At 62.1% G+C, this 15,686-nt stretch carries 13 protein-coding genes; 5 read left to right on the plus strand and 8 right to left on the minus strand.

Features of this window, described 5'->3' with window-relative positions:
- The first annotated feature begins 319 nt into the window (after window positions 1–319).
- The 3 genes from gltB to hemE all read left to right on the plus strand — a co-directional run bounded on the left by gltB (window position 320) and on the right by hemE (window position 7,525).
- On the plus strand, window positions 320–4,765 hold the full coding sequence (gene gltB / locus PSH73_RS01820; RefSeq protein ID WP_115127208.1) for a glutamate synthase large subunit: 4,446 nt from the start codon (window positions 320–322) through the stop codon (window positions 4,763–4,765).
- A gap of 32 nt (window positions 4,766–4,797) precedes the next feature.
- Window positions 4,798–6,216: an FAD-dependent oxidoreductase gene (locus PSH73_RS01825; RefSeq protein WP_034105894.1), complete on the plus strand. Its 1,419-nt coding sequence runs from the start codon at window positions 4,798–4,800 to the stop codon at window positions 6,214–6,216.
- Between the two features lie 241 nt (window positions 6,217–6,457).
- Window positions 6,458–7,525, plus strand: a complete 1,068-nt coding sequence (gene hemE, locus PSH73_RS01830; RefSeq protein WP_170059434.1) for a uroporphyrinogen decarboxylase — start codon at window positions 6,458–6,460, stop codon at window positions 7,523–7,525.
- A 133-nt stretch (window positions 7,526–7,658) separates the two neighbouring features.
- Here the strand turns inward: hemE and PSH73_RS01835 are convergent, their stop codons facing one another.
- On the minus strand, window positions 7,659–8,876 hold the full coding sequence (locus PSH73_RS01835; RefSeq protein ID WP_370694599.1) for an MFS transporter: 1,218 nt from the start codon (window positions 8,874–8,876) through the stop codon (window positions 7,659–7,661).
- A 171-nt stretch (window positions 8,877–9,047) separates the two neighbouring features.
- On the opposite strand from PSH73_RS01835, the gene PSH73_RS01840 reads away from it, so the two are divergent.
- Together PSH73_RS01840 and PSH73_RS01845 are read left to right on the plus strand one after the other, a co-directional pair.
- Window positions 9,048–9,941, plus strand: a complete 894-nt coding sequence (locus PSH73_RS01840) for a LysR family transcriptional regulator (protein ID WP_057437242.1) — start codon at window positions 9,048–9,050, stop codon at window positions 9,939–9,941.
- Between the two features lie 53 nt (window positions 9,942–9,994).
- The gene (locus tag PSH73_RS01845) at window positions 9,995–10,195 is read left to right on the plus strand and encodes a type II toxin-antitoxin system PemK/MazF family toxin (protein ID WP_225923832.1); all 201 of its coding nucleotides are present in this window, start codon (window positions 9,995–9,997) and stop codon (window positions 10,193–10,195) included.
- A gap of 227 nt (window positions 10,196–10,422) precedes the next feature.
- Here PSH73_RS01845 and PSH73_RS01850 read toward each other — a convergent pair whose 3' ends face one another.
- Genes PSH73_RS01850 through PSH73_RS01880 form a run of 7 tightly spaced genes read right to left on the minus strand, consistent with a single transcriptional unit; the run spans window position 10,423 to window position 15,684 of the window.
- A complete protein-coding gene (locus tag PSH73_RS01850) occupies window positions 10,423–10,872 on the minus strand; it encodes a hypothetical protein (RefSeq protein ID WP_057958088.1) in 450 nt (149 codons plus the stop codon).
- Window positions 10,873–10,899: 27 nt separating this feature from the next.
- Entirely contained in the window at window positions 10,900–12,126 is a 1,227-nt protein-coding gene (locus PSH73_RS01855) for a beta-ketoacyl-ACP synthase (protein WP_057958183.1), read from the minus strand.
- Window positions 12,126–12,854 (minus strand): 3-oxoacyl-ACP reductase FabG, encoded by a 729-nt coding sequence (fabG, locus tag PSH73_RS01860; protein WP_057437246.1) that lies wholly within the window; start codon window positions 12,852–12,854, stop codon window positions 12,126–12,128. The genes PSH73_RS01855 and fabG overlap by 1 nt, the downstream gene beginning before the upstream one ends.
- Window positions 12,847–13,311, minus strand: coding sequence for a hotdog family protein (locus PSH73_RS01865; protein WP_305461834.1), 465 nt, complete (start codon window positions 13,309–13,311; stop codon window positions 12,847–12,849). The genes fabG and PSH73_RS01865 overlap by 8 nt, the downstream gene beginning before the upstream one ends.
- The gene (locus tag PSH73_RS01870; RefSeq protein ID WP_057958089.1) at window positions 13,308–14,474 is read right to left on the minus strand and encodes a beta-ketoacyl-[acyl-carrier-protein] synthase family protein; all 1,167 of its coding nucleotides are present in this window, start codon (window positions 14,472–14,474) and stop codon (window positions 13,308–13,310) included. The genes PSH73_RS01865 and PSH73_RS01870 overlap by 4 nt, the downstream gene beginning before the upstream one ends.
- Window positions 14,471–14,953, minus strand: a complete 483-nt coding sequence (locus PSH73_RS01875) for a hypothetical protein (protein ID WP_057958090.1) — start codon at window positions 14,951–14,953, stop codon at window positions 14,471–14,473. Before PSH73_RS01875 ends, PSH73_RS01870 begins: the two co-directional genes overlap by 4 nt.
- Complete coding sequence (locus tag PSH73_RS01880) at window positions 14,950–15,684, minus strand: class I SAM-dependent methyltransferase (protein ID WP_057958184.1); 735 nt, start codon at window positions 15,682–15,684, stop codon at window positions 14,950–14,952. The genes PSH73_RS01875 and PSH73_RS01880 overlap by 4 nt, the downstream gene beginning before the upstream one ends.
- Window positions 15,685–15,686 lie beyond the last annotated feature (2 nt).

The raw sequence follows: 15,686 nt of genomic DNA on the forward strand, positions 1-15,686 counted from the left end.
CAGCACCTCAAAAAAACTACAACAGCGTGCAGCCCTGAAGGTCGCGCGCTTTGTGGTGTCTGCGCCACAGTGGCTTTTGAGTAGTAGCAGTCAGAATTAAAAAAGTTTTGACTAGCACAGCATATCGCTTTAAACCTTTCATAAATGCGACATAGATTTGCGACAGTTCGTCGCCAAATTTGTGGGCGTCTGTGTCGGTGTGTACAATGACCTCCCTTTTGCCCCCGCTAAGCCGGCGTACGTTCGGCGTGGAAGGTAACCGGTTGAATTGAAAAGAAATTTGCCTCGAAATAAGAGGCAGCCTGGTGAGAAAGTGTCTATGAAAGCAGGTCTGTACCAACCCGACGAATTCAAGGATAACTGTGGTTTCGGCCTGATAGCCCATATGCAGGGCGAACCCAGTCATACCCTTCTGCAAACGGCCATCGAGGCCCTGACCTGCATGACCCACCGCGGTGGGATCAACGCCGACGGCAAAACCGGTGACGGTTGTGGCTTGCTGATTCAAAAGCCCGACCTGTTCCTGCGCGCTGTCGCCAAGGAAACCTTCGGTGCCGATTTGCCCAAGCAATACGCGGTGGGCATGGTGTTCTTCAACCAGGACCCGGTCAAAGCCGAGGCCGCTCGCGAGAACATGAACCGCGAGATCCTCGCCGCCGGCCTGCAACTCGTTGGCTGGCGCAAAGTGCCGATCGACACCAGCGTGCTCGGCCGCCTGGCCCATGAGCGCCTGCCGCAGATCGAACAAGTGTTTATCGCAGGCGACGGCCTGAGCGACCAGGACATGGCGATCAAGCTGTTCACCTCGCGTCGCCGTTCGTCCGTGGCCAACGCCCTGGACACCGATCACTACATCTGCAGCTTTTCCCACAAGACCATCATTTATAAAGGCCTGATGATGCCGGCGGACTTGACCGCCTTCTATCCGGACCTGAGTGATGAGCGCCTGCAAACCGCGATCTGCGTGTTCCACCAGCGCTTCTCCACCAATACCCTGCCGAAATGGCCGCTGGCCCAGCCATTCCGCTTCCTCGCCCATAACGGCGAGATCAACACCATCACCGGCAACCGCAACTGGGCCGTGGCCCGTCGCACCAAGTTCGCCAACGACCTGATGGACCTCGAAGAACTCGGCCCACTGGTCAACCGTGTGGGTTCCGACTCCTCGAGCATGGACAACATGCTCGAACTGATGGTCACCGGCGGCATCGACTTGTTCCGTGGCGTGCGCATGATCATTCCGCCTGCGTGGCAGAACGTCGAGACCATGGACCCCGATCTGCGGGCGTTCTATGAGTACAACTCGATGCACATGGAACCGTGGGACGGCCCGGCCGGCGTGGTCATGACCGATGGTCGCTACGCGGTGTGCCTGCTCGACCGTAACGGCCTGCGCCCGGCGCGTTGGGTGACCACCACCAACGGCTTCATCACCCTGGCTTCGGAAGTTGGCGTGTGGAACTACCAGCCTGAAGACGTGATTGCCAAAGGCCGCGTCGGCCCTGGTCAGATCCTTGCCGTGGACACCGAAACCGGGCAGATCCTCGACACCGATGCCATCGACAACCGCTTGAAGTCGCGTCACCCGTACAAGCAATGGCTGCGCAAGAACGCCCTGCGTATCCAGGCGACCATGGAAGACAACGACCACGGTTCGGCGTTCTATGACGTCGACCAGCTCAAGCAGTACATGAAGATGTACCAGGTCACGTTCGAGGAGCGCGACCAGGTGCTGCGCCCACTCGGCGAGCAAGGCTACGAGGCGGTCGGCTCCATGGGCGACGATACGCCGATGGCCGTGCTGTCCCAGCGCGTGCGCACGCCGTACGACTATTTCCGCCAGCAGTTCGCCCAGGTCACCAACCCGCCGATCGACCCGCTGCGTGAAGCCATCGTCATGTCCCTGGAAGTGTGCCTCGGTGCCGAGCGCAATATCTTCCAGGAATCGCCAGAGCACGCTTCGCGCGTGATCCTCAGCTCGCCGGTGATTTCCCCGGCCAAGTGGCGTTCGCTGATGACCCTGGAGCGTCCAGGCTTCGACCGGCAGATCATCGACCTGAACTACGACGAGAGCCTCGGCCTGGAAGCCGCTGTGCGCAACGTCGCCGATCAGGCTGAAGAAGCCGTGCGCGCCGGTCGTACCCAGATCGTGCTGACCGACCGCCATATCGCCCCGGGCAAGCTGCCGATCCACGCGTCCCTGGCTACCGGCGCGGTGCACCATCGCCTGACCGAAAAAGGCCTGCGCTGCGACTCCAACATCCTCGTCGAAACCGCCACCGCCCGCGACCCGCACCACTTTGCGGTGCTGATCGGCTTTGGCGCCTCGGCCGTTTACCCGTTCCTCGCGTACGAAGTGCTGGGTGACCTGATCCGTACCGGTGAAGTGTTGGGTGACCTCTACGAGGTATTCAAGAACTACCGTAAAGGCATCACCAAGGGCTTGCTGAAGATCCTGTCGAAGATGGGCATCTCCACCGTCACCTCTTACCGTGGCGCGCAGTTGTTCGAGGCCATCGGCCTGTCGGAAGAAGTCTGCGAGCTGAGTTTCCGTGGCGTGCCAAGCCGCATCAAGGGCGCGCGTTTCGTCGATATCGAAGCCGAGCAGAAAGCCCTGGCCTTGGAGGCCTGGAGCGCGCGCAAGCCGATCCAGCAAGGTGGCCTGCTCAAGTTCGTGCACGGTGGCGAATACCACGCCTACAACCCGGACGTGGTCAGCACCCTGCAAGCCGCTGTGCAGCAGGGCGACTACGCCAAGTTCAAGGAATACACCGCGCTGGTGGATAACCGCCCGGTGTCGATGATCCGCGACCTGTTCCAGGTGAAAACCCTGGACACGCCGTTGGCTATCAGCGAAATCGAACCACTGGAGTCGATCCTCAAGCGTTTCGACTCTGCCGGTATCTCCCTGGGCGCCTTGTCTCCCGAGGCCCACGAAGCCCTGGCCGAAGCCATGAACCGCCTGGGTGCGCGTTCCAACTCCGGCGAAGGTGGCGAAGACCCGGCGCGCTACGGCACCATCAAGAGTTCGAAAATCAAGCAGGTCGCCACTGGCCGTTTCGGCGTAACCCCGGAATACCTGGTCAACGCCGAAGTGCTGCAGATCAAAGTCGCCCAGGGTGCCAAGCCCGGTGAGGGCGGCCAACTGCCAGGCGGCAAGGTCAACGGTCTGATCGCCAAGCTGCGTTATGCAGTGCCGGGCGTGACCCTGATTTCGCCGCCGCCGCACCACGACATCTACTCGATTGAAGACTTGTCGCAGCTGATTTTCGACCTCAAGCAAGTCAACCCGCAGGCCCTGGTCTCGGTGAAGCTGGTCGCGGAAGCCGGCGTCGGCACCATCGCCGCTGGCGTGGCCAAGGCCTATGCTGACCTGATCACCATCTCCGGCTACGACGGCGGCACCGGCGCTTCGCCGCTGACCTCGATCAAGTACGCCGGTGCACCGTGGGAGCTGGGCCTGGCCGAGACTCACCAGACCCTGCGCGGCAACGACCTGCGCGGCAAGGTCCGGGTGCAGACCGACGGAGGCCTGAAAACCGGCCTCGACGTGATCAAGGCCGCGATCCTCGGCGCCGAAAGCTTTGGCTTCGGTACCGCACCGATGATCGCCCTGGGCTGCAAATACTTGCGCATCTGCCACCTGAACAACTGCGCGACCGGCGTGGCCACGCAGAACGAGAAGCTGCGCAAGGATCACTACATCGGCACCGTCGACATGGTGGTGAACTTCTTCACCTACGTCGCCGAAGAAACCCGTGAATGGCTGGCCAAGCTCGGCGTGCGCTCCCTGGAAGAGCTGATCGGGCGTACCGATCTGCTGGACATCCTCGAAGGCCAGACCGCCAAGCAACAGCACCTGGACCTGACGCCGCTGTTGGGCAGCGATCACATCCCGGCAGACAAGCCACAATTCTGCCAGGTGGATCGCAACCCGCCGTTCGACAAAGGCCTGTTGGCCGAGAAAATGGTCGACATGGCCGGCTCCTCGATCAATGACGCCAGCGGTGGCGAGTTCGCCCTGGATATCTGCAACTGCGACCGTTCCATCGGCGCGCGGATCTCCGGCGAAATCGCCCGCAAACACGGCAACCAGGGCATGGCCAAGGCGCCGATCACCTTCCGCTTCAAGGGTACTGCGGGCCAGAGCTTTGGCGTGTGGAACGCCGGCGGCCTGCACATGTACCTCGAAGGCGACGCCAACGACTACGTGGGCAAGGGCATGACCGGCGGCAAGCTGGTGATCGTTCCGCCAGCGGGTAGCATCTACAAGACCCAGGACAGTGCCATCATCGGCAACACCTGCTTGTACGGCGCTACCGGTGGCAAGCTGTTCGCTGCCGGTACGGCCGGCGAGCGTTTCGCCGTGCGTAACTCCGGTGCCCACACCGTGGTCGAAGGCACTGGCGATCACTGCTGCGAGTACATGACCGGTGGTTTCGTCTGCGTCTTGGGCAAGACCGGTTACAACTTCGGTTCGGGCATGACTGGCGGTTTCGCCTACGTGCTGGACCAGGACAACACCTTCGTCGACAAGGTCAACCACGAGTTGGTCGAGATCCAGCGGATCAGCGGCGAGGCCATGGAGTCCTACCGGAACCACTTGCAGCACGTGCTGGACGAGTACGTCGAGGAAACCGGCAGCGAATGGGGTCGTAACCTCGCCGAGAACCTCGATGATTACCTGCGTCGTTTCTGGCTGGTCAAGCCCAAGGCTGCCAACCTGAAATCGTTGCTTTCCAGCATCCGTGCCAACCCGCAGTGATATGCGCCTGAAGAGTTTGATGAGGTTTTAACATGGCTGAACGTCTGAATAACGACTTCCAGTTCATCGATGTCGGGCGCAAAGATCCGAAGAAGAAACTGTTGCGTCAACGCAAGAAAGAGTTCGTGGAGATCTACGAGCCCTTCAAACCCCAGCACTCGGCCGATCAGGCCCACCGCTGCCTGGGGTGCGGTAACCCGTATTGCGAATGGAAGTGCCCGGTGCACAACTTCATTCCCAACTGGCTCAAGCTGGTGGCCGAGGGCAATATCCTCGCCGCCGCCGAGCTGTCGCACCAGACCAACACCCTGCCGGAAGTCTGCGGCCGGGTGTGTCCCCAGGATCGTCTGTGCGAGGGTGCCTGCACCCTCAACGACGGCTTTGGTGCGGTGACCATCGGCTCGGTGGAGAAGTACATCACCGACACCGCGTTCGCCATGGGCTGGCGCCCGGACATGTCCAAGGTCAAGCCGACCGGCAAGCGCGTGGCGATTATCGGCGCGGGCCCGGCGGGCCTGGGTTGTGCTGACGTGCTGGTGCGTGGCGGTGTGACCCCGGTGGTGTTCGACAAGAACCCGGAAATCGGTGGCCTGCTGACCTTCGGCATCCCCGAGTTCAAGCTGGAAAAGACCGTGCTGAGTAATCGCCGCGAAGTCTTCACCGGTATGGGTATCGAGTTCCGACTCAACACCGAAATCGGCAAAGACATCACCATGGAGCAACTGCTCGAAGAATACGATGCGGTATTCATGGGCATGGGCACCTACACCTACATGAAGGGCGGCTTTGCCGGTGAGGACCTGCCGGGCGTGTATGACGCGCTCGACTTCCTGATCGCCAACGTCAACCGCAACCTGGGCTTTGAAAAGTCGCCGGAAGATTTCGTCGACATGAAAGGCAAGAAGGTCGTGGTACTGGGCGGTGGTGACACCGCGATGGACTGCAACCGCACGTCGATCCGCCAGGGCGCCAAGTCGGTGACCTGTGCCTATCGCCGTGACGAGGCCAACATGCCGGGCTCGCGCAAAGAGGTGAAGAACGCCAAGGAAGAAGGCGTGAAATTCCTCTACAACCGCCAGCCGATCGCGATTGTCGGTGAAGACCGCGTCGAAGGCGTGAAGGTGGTCGAGACCCGTCTCGGCGAACCGGACGCCCGGGGCCGCCGCAGCCCCGAGCCGATCCCGGGTTCCGAAGAGATCATCCCGGCTGACGCCGTGGTCATCGCTTTCGGCTTCCGCCCAAGCCCGGCGCCGTGGTTCGAGCAGTTCCAGATCCAGACCGACAGCCAGGGCCGCGTCGTGGCCCCGGAACAAGGCCAGTACAAGCACCAGACCAGCAACCCGAAAATCTTCGCCGGTGGCGATATGGTGCGCGGCTCTGACCTGGTGGTGACGGCGATCTTCGAAGGCCGCAACGCCGCCGAGGGCATCCTGGACTACTTGCAGGTCTAATACTGATCCCCCTGGAATGGGATCAAAAATGTGGGAGCGGGCTTGCTCGCGAATGCGATCTAACAGTGACCAGATATGTCCACTGACAACCCGCATTCGCGAGCAAGCCCGCTCCCACATTTGTTTTGCGGTGCTTTCATGTCCGCGACAAATTGACCCGATAGACAAAAGGCTGACCTGTAACCGTGCCTTTTGCGTCCGGCTCTGAGAAAATGCCCGCACTTTTTTTGCGGATGCCGACATGACTGCCCTCAAGAACGACCGTTTCCTTCGTGCCCTGCTCAAGCAACCCGTAGACGTCACCCCCGTGTGGATGATGCGTCAAGCCGGTCGCTACCTGCCGGAGTACCGCGCCAGCCGCGCCAACGCGGGCGATTTCATGAGCTTGTGCATGAACCCGGAGTTCGCCTGCGAAGTCACGATGCAGCCGCTGGACCGCTATCCACAACTGGATGCGGCCATTCTTTTCTCCGATATCCTGACCATCCCCGATGCCATGGGCCAAGGCCTGTACTTTGAAACCGGCGAAGGTCCACGCTTCAAGAAAGTGATCAGCACCCTGGCCGACATCGAAGCCCTGCCGATCCCGGACCCACACAAAGACCTCGGTTACGTGATGGACGCCGTCAGCACCATCCGCCGTGAACTCAATGGCCGCGTACCGCTGATCGGCTTCTCCGGCAGCCCGTGGACCCTGGCCACCTATATGGTCGAAGGCGGTTCGTCGAAAGACTTCCGCAAGACCAAGGCCATGCTCTACGACAACCCACACGCCATGCACTTGCTGCTGGACAAGCTGGCGCAGTCGGTCGTGTCCTACCTCAACGGCCAGATCATGGCCGGCGCGCAAGCGGTGCAGATCTTCGACACCTGGGGCGGCAACCTGTCGGCGGCGGCATACCAGGAGTTCTCCCTGGCCTACATGCGCAAAATCGTCAGTGGCCTGATCCGCGAACACGAAGGCCGCAAAGTGCCGGTGATCCTGTTCACCAAGGGTGGCGGTCTGTGGCTGGAAAGCATCGCTGATGCGGGCGCCGATGCGCTGGGCCTGGACTGGACCTGCGACCTGGGCGAAGCCCGTCGCCGCGTCGGCAACCAGGTGGCCCTGCAAGGCAACATGGACCCGACCGTGCTCTACGCCAAGCCGGAAGCGATCCGCGCCGAAGTGGGCCGCATCCTCGCCAGCTACGGCAAGGGCAGCGGCCACGTGTTCAACCTCGGCCATGGCATCACCCCGGAAGTGAACCCAGAGCATGCAGGCGCGTTCCTGCGTGCGGTGCATGAGTTGTCGGCGCAGTATCACGAGTAAGCATCAGCTAATAAAAAACCGGCTCAGGCCGGTTTTTTATTAGCTGACGATTGTTGTAGGAGCCGGCTTGCCGGCGATGACATGCCTGAGCCTTGTGGTGATTCTTCGGGCCACATCGCTGGCAAGCCAGCGCCTACAGTTTGAGCGGTGGCAACTTGGCCAGTTTCAACGCCACCAGCAGCGCCACGATCAGCAGCGCGATGATAAACCCGCCAATCCCGTTCCATCCGGCGTAATGCCAGAAAAACCCACCGGCCGTCCCGGCAATGCTCGACCCTGCGTAATAGCTGAACAGGTACAGCGACGACGCCTGCCCCTTGGCTTTCAGGGCGCGGCGGCCGATCCAACTGCTGGCTACCGAGTGGGCGCCGAAGAAGCCGAAGGTGAAGATCAGCATGCCGATGATGATCAGTGGCAGCGGGCTGAACAGGGTCAGGGTGATGCCGGCCAGCATCAGCACAATCGTGGCCCAGAGTACGCGACGGCGGCCGAGGCGGTCGGCCAGCGAGCCAATCTTCGCCGAGCTGTAGATGCCCGACAGGTACACCACCGACAGCAGGCCCACCACCGCCTGGCTCAGGTCATAGGGATCGGCCAGCAAGCGGTAGCCGATGTAGTTGAACAGCGTGACAAACGCCCCCATCAACACAAAGGCCTCAAGAAACAGCCAGGGCAGGCCGGCATCCTTGAAGTGCATGACGAAACCGTTGATCAGGTTGCGCGGCTTGAGGCTGCTGGCGCGGAAGTTGCGCGAGGGCGGCAGGATCTTCCAGAACACCGTCGCCGCAATCAGCGCCAGTGCGCCGATGATCAGCATTGCCGTGTGCCAGCTGACAAAGTCGATCAACACGCCAGTGATCAGGCGCCCGCTCATGCCCCCAATCGCGTTGCCGCCGATGTACAGGCCCATGGCCAGGCCGATGTGCTGCGGGTGGATCTCTTCGCTGAGGTAGGTCATGGCCACGGCCGCCAGGCCACTGAGGGACAGACCGAGCAGCGCGCGCATCCACAGGATGCCTTCCCAGGTCGGCATCAGGCCGCTGGCGATGGTGCACACGGCTGCGCAGAACAGCGAGGTGACCATCACCGGTTTGCGCCCCAGGCGGTCGGAAATCGGCCCGGTGATCAGCAGGCCAAAGGCGAGCATCGCGGTGGAGACGGAGAGGATCAGGCTGCTCTGCGCGGCGTTGATGGAAAATTCGTGGGACAGCACCGGCATCATCGGCTGTACGCAATACAGCAGGGCAAAGGTGGCAAAGCCCCCGGAAAACAGCGCCAGCACTGTACGCATAAACAACGGCGTACCTTTTTCGATGTACACGTCGTTGAGTTGCGCCACCACCTCATCCAGGGCAGTGGGCGGACGTTCTTGGGCAAGCGGAGCGACGGCAGCTTTCACGCGGGACCTCGGGAAGCAAAGGCAGCCAGGACTGGCCATGCAAAAAGAATATAGCTGGCTAATGATTCTTTCCAATATATTGTTCGACCTGTTTGATAGCTTTTACGACCTAATGAGGTTTTCATGGAATTGCGCCACTTGCGCTACTTCATCGCCGTGGCTGAAGAGCTGCATTTCGGCCGGGCCGCCCAGGTCCTGGGCATCTCTCAGCCGCCCTTGAGCCAGCAGATCCAGGCGCTGGAGCAGGAGGTCGGCGCCCGGTTGTTCGAACGCACCAATCGTCGGGTCGAGCTGAGCGAGGCCGGGCGCTTGTTCCTCACGGAAGCCCGCCTGGTACTGGCCCAGGTCGACAAGGCTGCGGATGTGGCACGCCGGGCGCAGTTGGGGGAGCTGGGGGAACTGAAGATTGGCTTCACCTCTTCGGCGCCGTTCAACTCCAGCATCCCACAGGCGATTTTTGCTTTTCGCCAGGCCTTCCCGGCAGTGCATTTGAATTTGCAGGAGATGAGCAGCACCGAGGTGGCTGATGCGCTGGGGGACGAAACGATCCAGGTCGGCTTGATGCGCCCGTTGCCATTGCCCGATGCATTGAGTGTCGTAGAGCTGATGCGTGAGCCCCTGGTGGCGGTACTCAGTGCCGGGCATCCGTTGGCGCAAGGCAGCGAGCGCGGTTTGCACCTGACGCAGTTGGCTGAAGAACCCTTCGTATTCTTCCCACGGGCCTACGGGAGTGGTTTGTACGCACAGTTGATCAACCTGGCCCGCGATGCCGGTTTCAGCCCGCACTTCGCCCAGGAGGCGGGCGAGGCCATGACCATCATCGGCCTGGTGGCGGCGGGGTTGGGAGTGTCGGTGTTGCCGGCGTCATACCAGCGCATCCGCATCGACGGTGTGGTCTACCGCACCTTGCTCGACCCGGAGGCGGTAACGGCAGTGTGGCTGGTTCAGCGCAAGGACCAGCAGTCACCCATGGCCAAGGCGTTTGTCGAGCTGCTGACGCGTAAGGCGTTGGTGTAGCGGCGTTCACATATCAGGTACCGGAACCGTTTGTTTTTCACTGAGTGACATGGATGACACTTCTCTATCAGCCCAAAGAAGGCAGTGTGTTGATTCGTGATTTTCGAGGCTATGAGGTGCCGGAAATCATCAAGATCAGACCCGTCATTGTGATACGCAGGCACAGGACCAATAAGCTGTTGGTAACGGTTGTGCCCCTAAGTACCACGGCGCCGCAGACGGTACTCGCACACCACTTGCAGCTTGAAAGCTAACCCAGTGTGCTGGGCGAAATGCGACAGCGTTGCCACCGTCAGCCTTGGACGACTTGATCGAATCAAGCGTAAGGATCGGCATGGCAAACGAACTTACAAAATCGCTGAACTTTCCAGTGAGCAGTTTTTAGCTGTTAAGGCCAAGCCAGCCTGCTTGTGAAGAGGGCGCCGAAAGGCGCCCTTTGTCGTTTCTGGTGCAAGGTAGATGCCGGTTTTTCAGGCGCCGATCAGTTCTGCTTCGACGTCCCCGTCTCCTTGAACAACTGCGCCGCGGTACCCGCTTGCGCGGCGCCGTTAGAGCGCAACGCGGCCATGATGTCGCGGTCGAGCATGCTCACCCAGCGGTTGTAGTTGCGATGGATCTTGCCGTTCTTGTAGCCCAGTTCCTGGCTGTCGCGATACGTGATGGCGTAGCTGGTGCCGGTGTAGCGAATGTCGATTTCGGCGTAGTAGCGGTTGCGCACGTTGATCTGGGCCTGGATCAGGCGTGGGTCGGCGCGTTGCACGGTCCAGTTGCGCTTGTCCAGGGCGGTGAGGATGCTCTGTTTCATTTTCTCTTCACTGACCTGCTCGTTGGCGGCAAGCGCGTGCTGGGTGTTGAGCACCGGCTTGCTGGTGCAGCCGGCAGCGGTCAGCAGCGTCAGGGCGATAAGGGTGGCGCGTAGCAACGAAGACATTGCGTTCTCTCCAATCAAATAAAAGGCTTACTGCCAGCGGCGAAAGATCAGCGACGTGTTGACGCCGCCAAAGGCAAAGTTGTTGTTCATCACGTAGTCGTTGTGCATCTGGCGGAACTCGCCGCGCAGGTAATCCAGCTCGCCGCAGCGCGGGTCCACTTGATCGAGGTTGAAGGTCGGCACGTACTGGTCGCGGTTCATCATCTCGATGCTGAACCACGACTCCAGCGCCCCGCAGGCGCCCAGGGTATGGCCGAGGAAACTCTTCTGCGAGCTGATGGGCATGCGGCTGCCGAACAGGCTGCTGGTGGCCAGGGTTTCGGCAATGTCACCTTGTTCGGTGGCGGTGCCGTGGCCGTTCACATAACCGATGGCATCCGGCGCCAGGCCGGCATCTTCGAGGGCCAGCTCCATGGCGCGGCGCATGGTGGTCTGTTCAGGTCGCGTGGTGTGCTGGCCGTCGGCGTTGCTGCCAAAACCAACGATTTCGGCATGGATATGCGCACCACGGGCCAGGGCATGTTCCAGCTCCTCAAGCACCAGCATGCCGCCGCCTTCGCCGATCACCAGGCCGTCGCGACCGCTGTCGTAGGGCCGTGGGCTGGTTTGCGGCGCGTCGTTTTTCAGGCTGGTGGCGTAGAGCGCGTCAAACACCATGGCTTCGGTGGGGCACAGTTCTTCGGCGCCACCGGCGAGCATCAGTGGCAGGCGGCCGAACTTGATCGCTTCATAGGCATAGCCGATGCCCTGGCTGCCACTGGTACACGCGCTGGACGTGGGGATCAGGCGCCCGGTGAGGCCAAAAAAGATGCTGATATTGGCCGCCGTGGTGTGCGGCATCATGCGCACGTAGGAGTTGGCGTTCAGACCCTCGGCCACCGAGTTGAGCAGCATATTGCCGAATGCCTTGATCTCGTCGGTGCTGCCGGTGGATGAGCCGCAGGCCACACCCATGCGCCCATCCTTGATCGACGCATCGCCCAGCAGGCCGGCGTCTTGCAACGCCTGCTCGGCGGCCCACACCGCCAGGCGCGAGACCCGGCCCATGCTGCGCAATTGTTTGCGGGTCCAGTGGGCGGGCACCACAAAGTCGTCAATCGGCCCGGCCAGGCGGGTGTTCAGTTCGCTGAAGCGATCCCACTCGTCCATGCGCCGGATACCGCTGCGCCGGGCGCGGAAGTTGGCGACGATGGTGTCCCAGTCGCTGCCCAGGGAGGTCATGCCGGCCATGCCGGTGACTACCACACGTTTCATCAGCACAGGCCCCCGTTCACGGCCAGGACCTGGCGGGTGATGTAGCCGGCTTCGGCTGACATCAGGAAGTTCACCGCACTGGCGACCTCTTCGGGGGTGCCCATGCGTTGCGCGGGGATCATTTTCATCAGCTCTTCCACCGGCACATTCTCATCGAGCATTGCCGTGTCGATCAGGCCCGGGGCCACGCAGTTGACGGTGATCTTGCGCTTGCCCAGCTCAATGGCCAGGGCCTTGGCGGCGCCGATCAGGCCGGCCTTGGACGCGCTGTAGTTGACCTGGCCACGGTTGCCGATCAGCCCCGAGACCGAGGTAATACATACAATGCGCCCGGCCGCACGACGCCGGATCATCGGCATCATCACTGGGTGTAGCACGTTATAGAAACCATCGAGATTGGTACGCATCACCACGTCCCAGTCGTCTTCCGACAACGCCGGGAACGCGCCATCGCGGGTCAGCCCGGCATTCAGCACCACGCCGTAATAGGCACCGTGGGCTTCTACGTCGGCTTCAAGGATCTGCTTGCAGGTGGCCCGGTCCGCCACGTCGAATTGCAGTACCCGCGCCTTGCGGCCCAGGGCCTCGACTTCGACCTGTACGGCATCTGCCTCGGCGCGGCCGCTGCGGCAATGCAGCACAATGTCATGGCCGGCCTGGGCCAGGCGCAGGGCGATAGCGCGGCCGATACCCCGGCTGGAGCCGGTGACCAGTACGGATTCAGTCATGACGCGTGTCCTTCGATTCAGCTAAATAGTTGGCCGCCTGGGGCGGTCGAAATACGTTCAGGCGGGCGCTGGCCTGGATCCCGTCGCCGGTCAGGTGGCATTCGAACACACCCATGCCGTTGTCGTCTTCCAGGGAGCGCAGGCCGTGGATGGTCAGTTCGCTGCCGGTGGGAAAGTGCTCGACATTGCATTCGAATTTGCGCGTGCCCAGCAGGAAGCCCAACTCCACTGCTTCGCCGTTCTGGCGTGCGCGGCAGCCGGCATAGGCGGCCACGCTTTGCGCCATCAACTCGACGCCGACCCAGGCCGGCAGGCTGCCGTCAGGGCGGTTGAACAGGCCGCCGGGCTTGACGGTGACGCGGGTGCGGATCTGTTCTTCATCGAACGCCAACACCTGGTCGATCAGGATCATGTCCCCGGCGTGGGGCAGCAGTTCGGCGAGTGGCCAATGGCTCATAGGGCGTCTCCGATAATCAGGCTGACGTTATTGCCGCCGAAGGCAAACGAGTTACTCATCAGGCAGCGTTTTTCCAGGAGGTCGCCGACCTTGGCCCAGCGCAGGGCGGGCAGCGCCGGGTCGGCTTGGCCGTCCCAGATATGGGGCGGCACAGCACCTTCCATCAGGCTCAGCCAGCAGAATGCCGCTTCCAGCGCCCCGGCGGCGCCGAGGGTATGGCCGGTCATGGGCTTGGTCGAGGAACAGGCTACACCGGCGGGGAACAGGCTTGCCACGGCCAGGCTTTCCATGGCGTCGTTATGCTGGGTGGCGGTGCCGTGCAGGTTCAGGTAACCGATCTGCGCCGGCGCCAGTTTCGCGCTGGCCAGGGCCTTGCGCATGGCCTGCAATGCGCCCTTGCCGCTGGGTTCCGGCGCAGAAATATGGTGCGCATCGCAACTGGCGCCGCTACCCAGCAGGGCGATGGGCGCCGGGGTTTTGCTCATCAGGAACAGCACCGCCGCCTCGCCGATATTGATGCCGTTGCGGTTCACCGAAAACGGGTTGCAGCGTTCGCTGGAGACCGCTTCCAGCGAGGTAAAGCCATTGAGGGTCAGCTTGCACAGGCTATCGACCCCGCCACACAGCACCGCATCGCACAGGCCCAGGTCCAGCAGGCGGCGTGCGCTCATCATTGCGCGGGCGCTGGAGGTGCAGGCGGTGGAAATCACATAGGCCGGGCCGCTCAGTTGCAGCCAGTCGGCGAGGAAGTTGGCCGGGGCGCCGAGTTCCTGTTGCCGGTAGTCATAGGCCTCGGGGAACTGCCCTTCGCGCAGGTAATGGGCGATGCCGCGACTGGCTTCATCAATGCCCGAGGTGCTGGTACCCAGCACCACACCGATACGCGAGGCGCCAAAGGTGTCGATCGCCTGCCGGATCGGGCCTTCGATCTGCAAGGCGGCCTCCAGCAACAGCTGATTATTGCGACTGCTCTGCTGGGCCAGGTGCGGCGGCAGTGGCGCCAGTTCGCCAGGCACGCTGCCCACCGGCAGTACTCGCTCGGGCACCCAGCCGCTCTCGGCGCGCATACCCGAGCAATCCCCGGCAAACAGATTGCGCCGCACGGCCTGCTGGCCGCGGCCTAGGGCGCAGATGATCCCCAGGGCATTGAGGTAGGCGGTCATGGGCTGCTCTCAAGCGCGGTGACGCGATAGTTCAGGTGCTGGCCGGGCATGTTCACGCTGAAGGTCAGGGGCGCGCGGTAGATCACCTGCCAGTGCGGCTTGAGTACCCGTACGCCATCGCCTTCACGGGCTTGGGGGTAGTTGCCGGGCATTTCAGCGGCCGGGGTCAGGGCGAACAGCAGCGCCGCAAACAGCTCGCGGGCCTGGGGGTTGGGCGGTAGCAGGCCATCTGCCTGCCAACGGCCGGCCACCAGCTTTTGCCGGGCCTGGGGGATGCCCAGCGGGTCCATCAGTGACCAGCGCAGGGCCTCGCCTTCGCGCTGGATCACCAGCAACCAGTCCTGGCGCTGGCCGTCCTGCTCGCGCTCGATATGCAATTGCAGGGGCAAGGCCAGGCTCGGTGTATGCACCGGCAGTGGCGGCTGGCTGGCGCACGCGGCCAGCAGCAACAGGCAGCCGATCAACAACGCGCGGATCATGCTGGCGGGCCTGCGAGTGGCTTGCGTGCAACCACATTCACCAGGGTCTCTTCACGCTCGCCAAACGGCTTGGGCTGACGCAGGCCCCAACGCTCCAGCAGGCCGAAGTCAGCCGAGCGGCTCCACCACAGGTACGGGTACGACACATTCTGCGGGCCAAACTCGAAACCCTGGTCGCGGATCATCTCCAGGTACTCGGCGGCGCTTTTCTGCACATGCATCGGGTGGCGGAACAGCCAGCGAATCACCCAGGTGTCGATATAGGCTTCGGTGGACTCGGCAAACAGCAGGTAGCCGCCCGGCTTGAGCACCCGATAGAACTCGGTGAGTGCCCGCTGTTGCTCCACCAGGTGGTGGAAGGTCTGGTGGCAGAACAGGATATCGACACTGTCATCGGCCACCTTGAGGGTTGCGCAATCGCTGCCGATCAACTCGATATCAATGCCCTGGCGCGCCGCTTCGGCACGGCTCAGGTCGAGGCTGTGGGGGTCGGCGTCAAGGCCGATCAGGCGCTGGGGGGCGAATACCTGCCGCAAATAACGGAACGACTTGCCCTGGCCGCAACCGGCATCCAGCAGCACTGGAGCTTCCGGCAGCGGGGTGCTGAACAGGCTGCGCAGGTCGTTGATTGCCACGCGCAGCACATGATGCTGCCAGGTGTGGCTGCGCAGGAACCAGAAGCCGAATTTGGTTTCTTCGACGTAGTTTTTGCTCAAGTACTCTTTTGACACAG

Source organism: Pseudomonas sp. FP2294 (assembly GCF_030687625.1).
In the GTDB taxonomy this organism is placed as follows: domain Bacteria; phylum Pseudomonadota; class Gammaproteobacteria; order Pseudomonadales; family Pseudomonadaceae; genus Aquipseudomonas; species Aquipseudomonas shahriarae.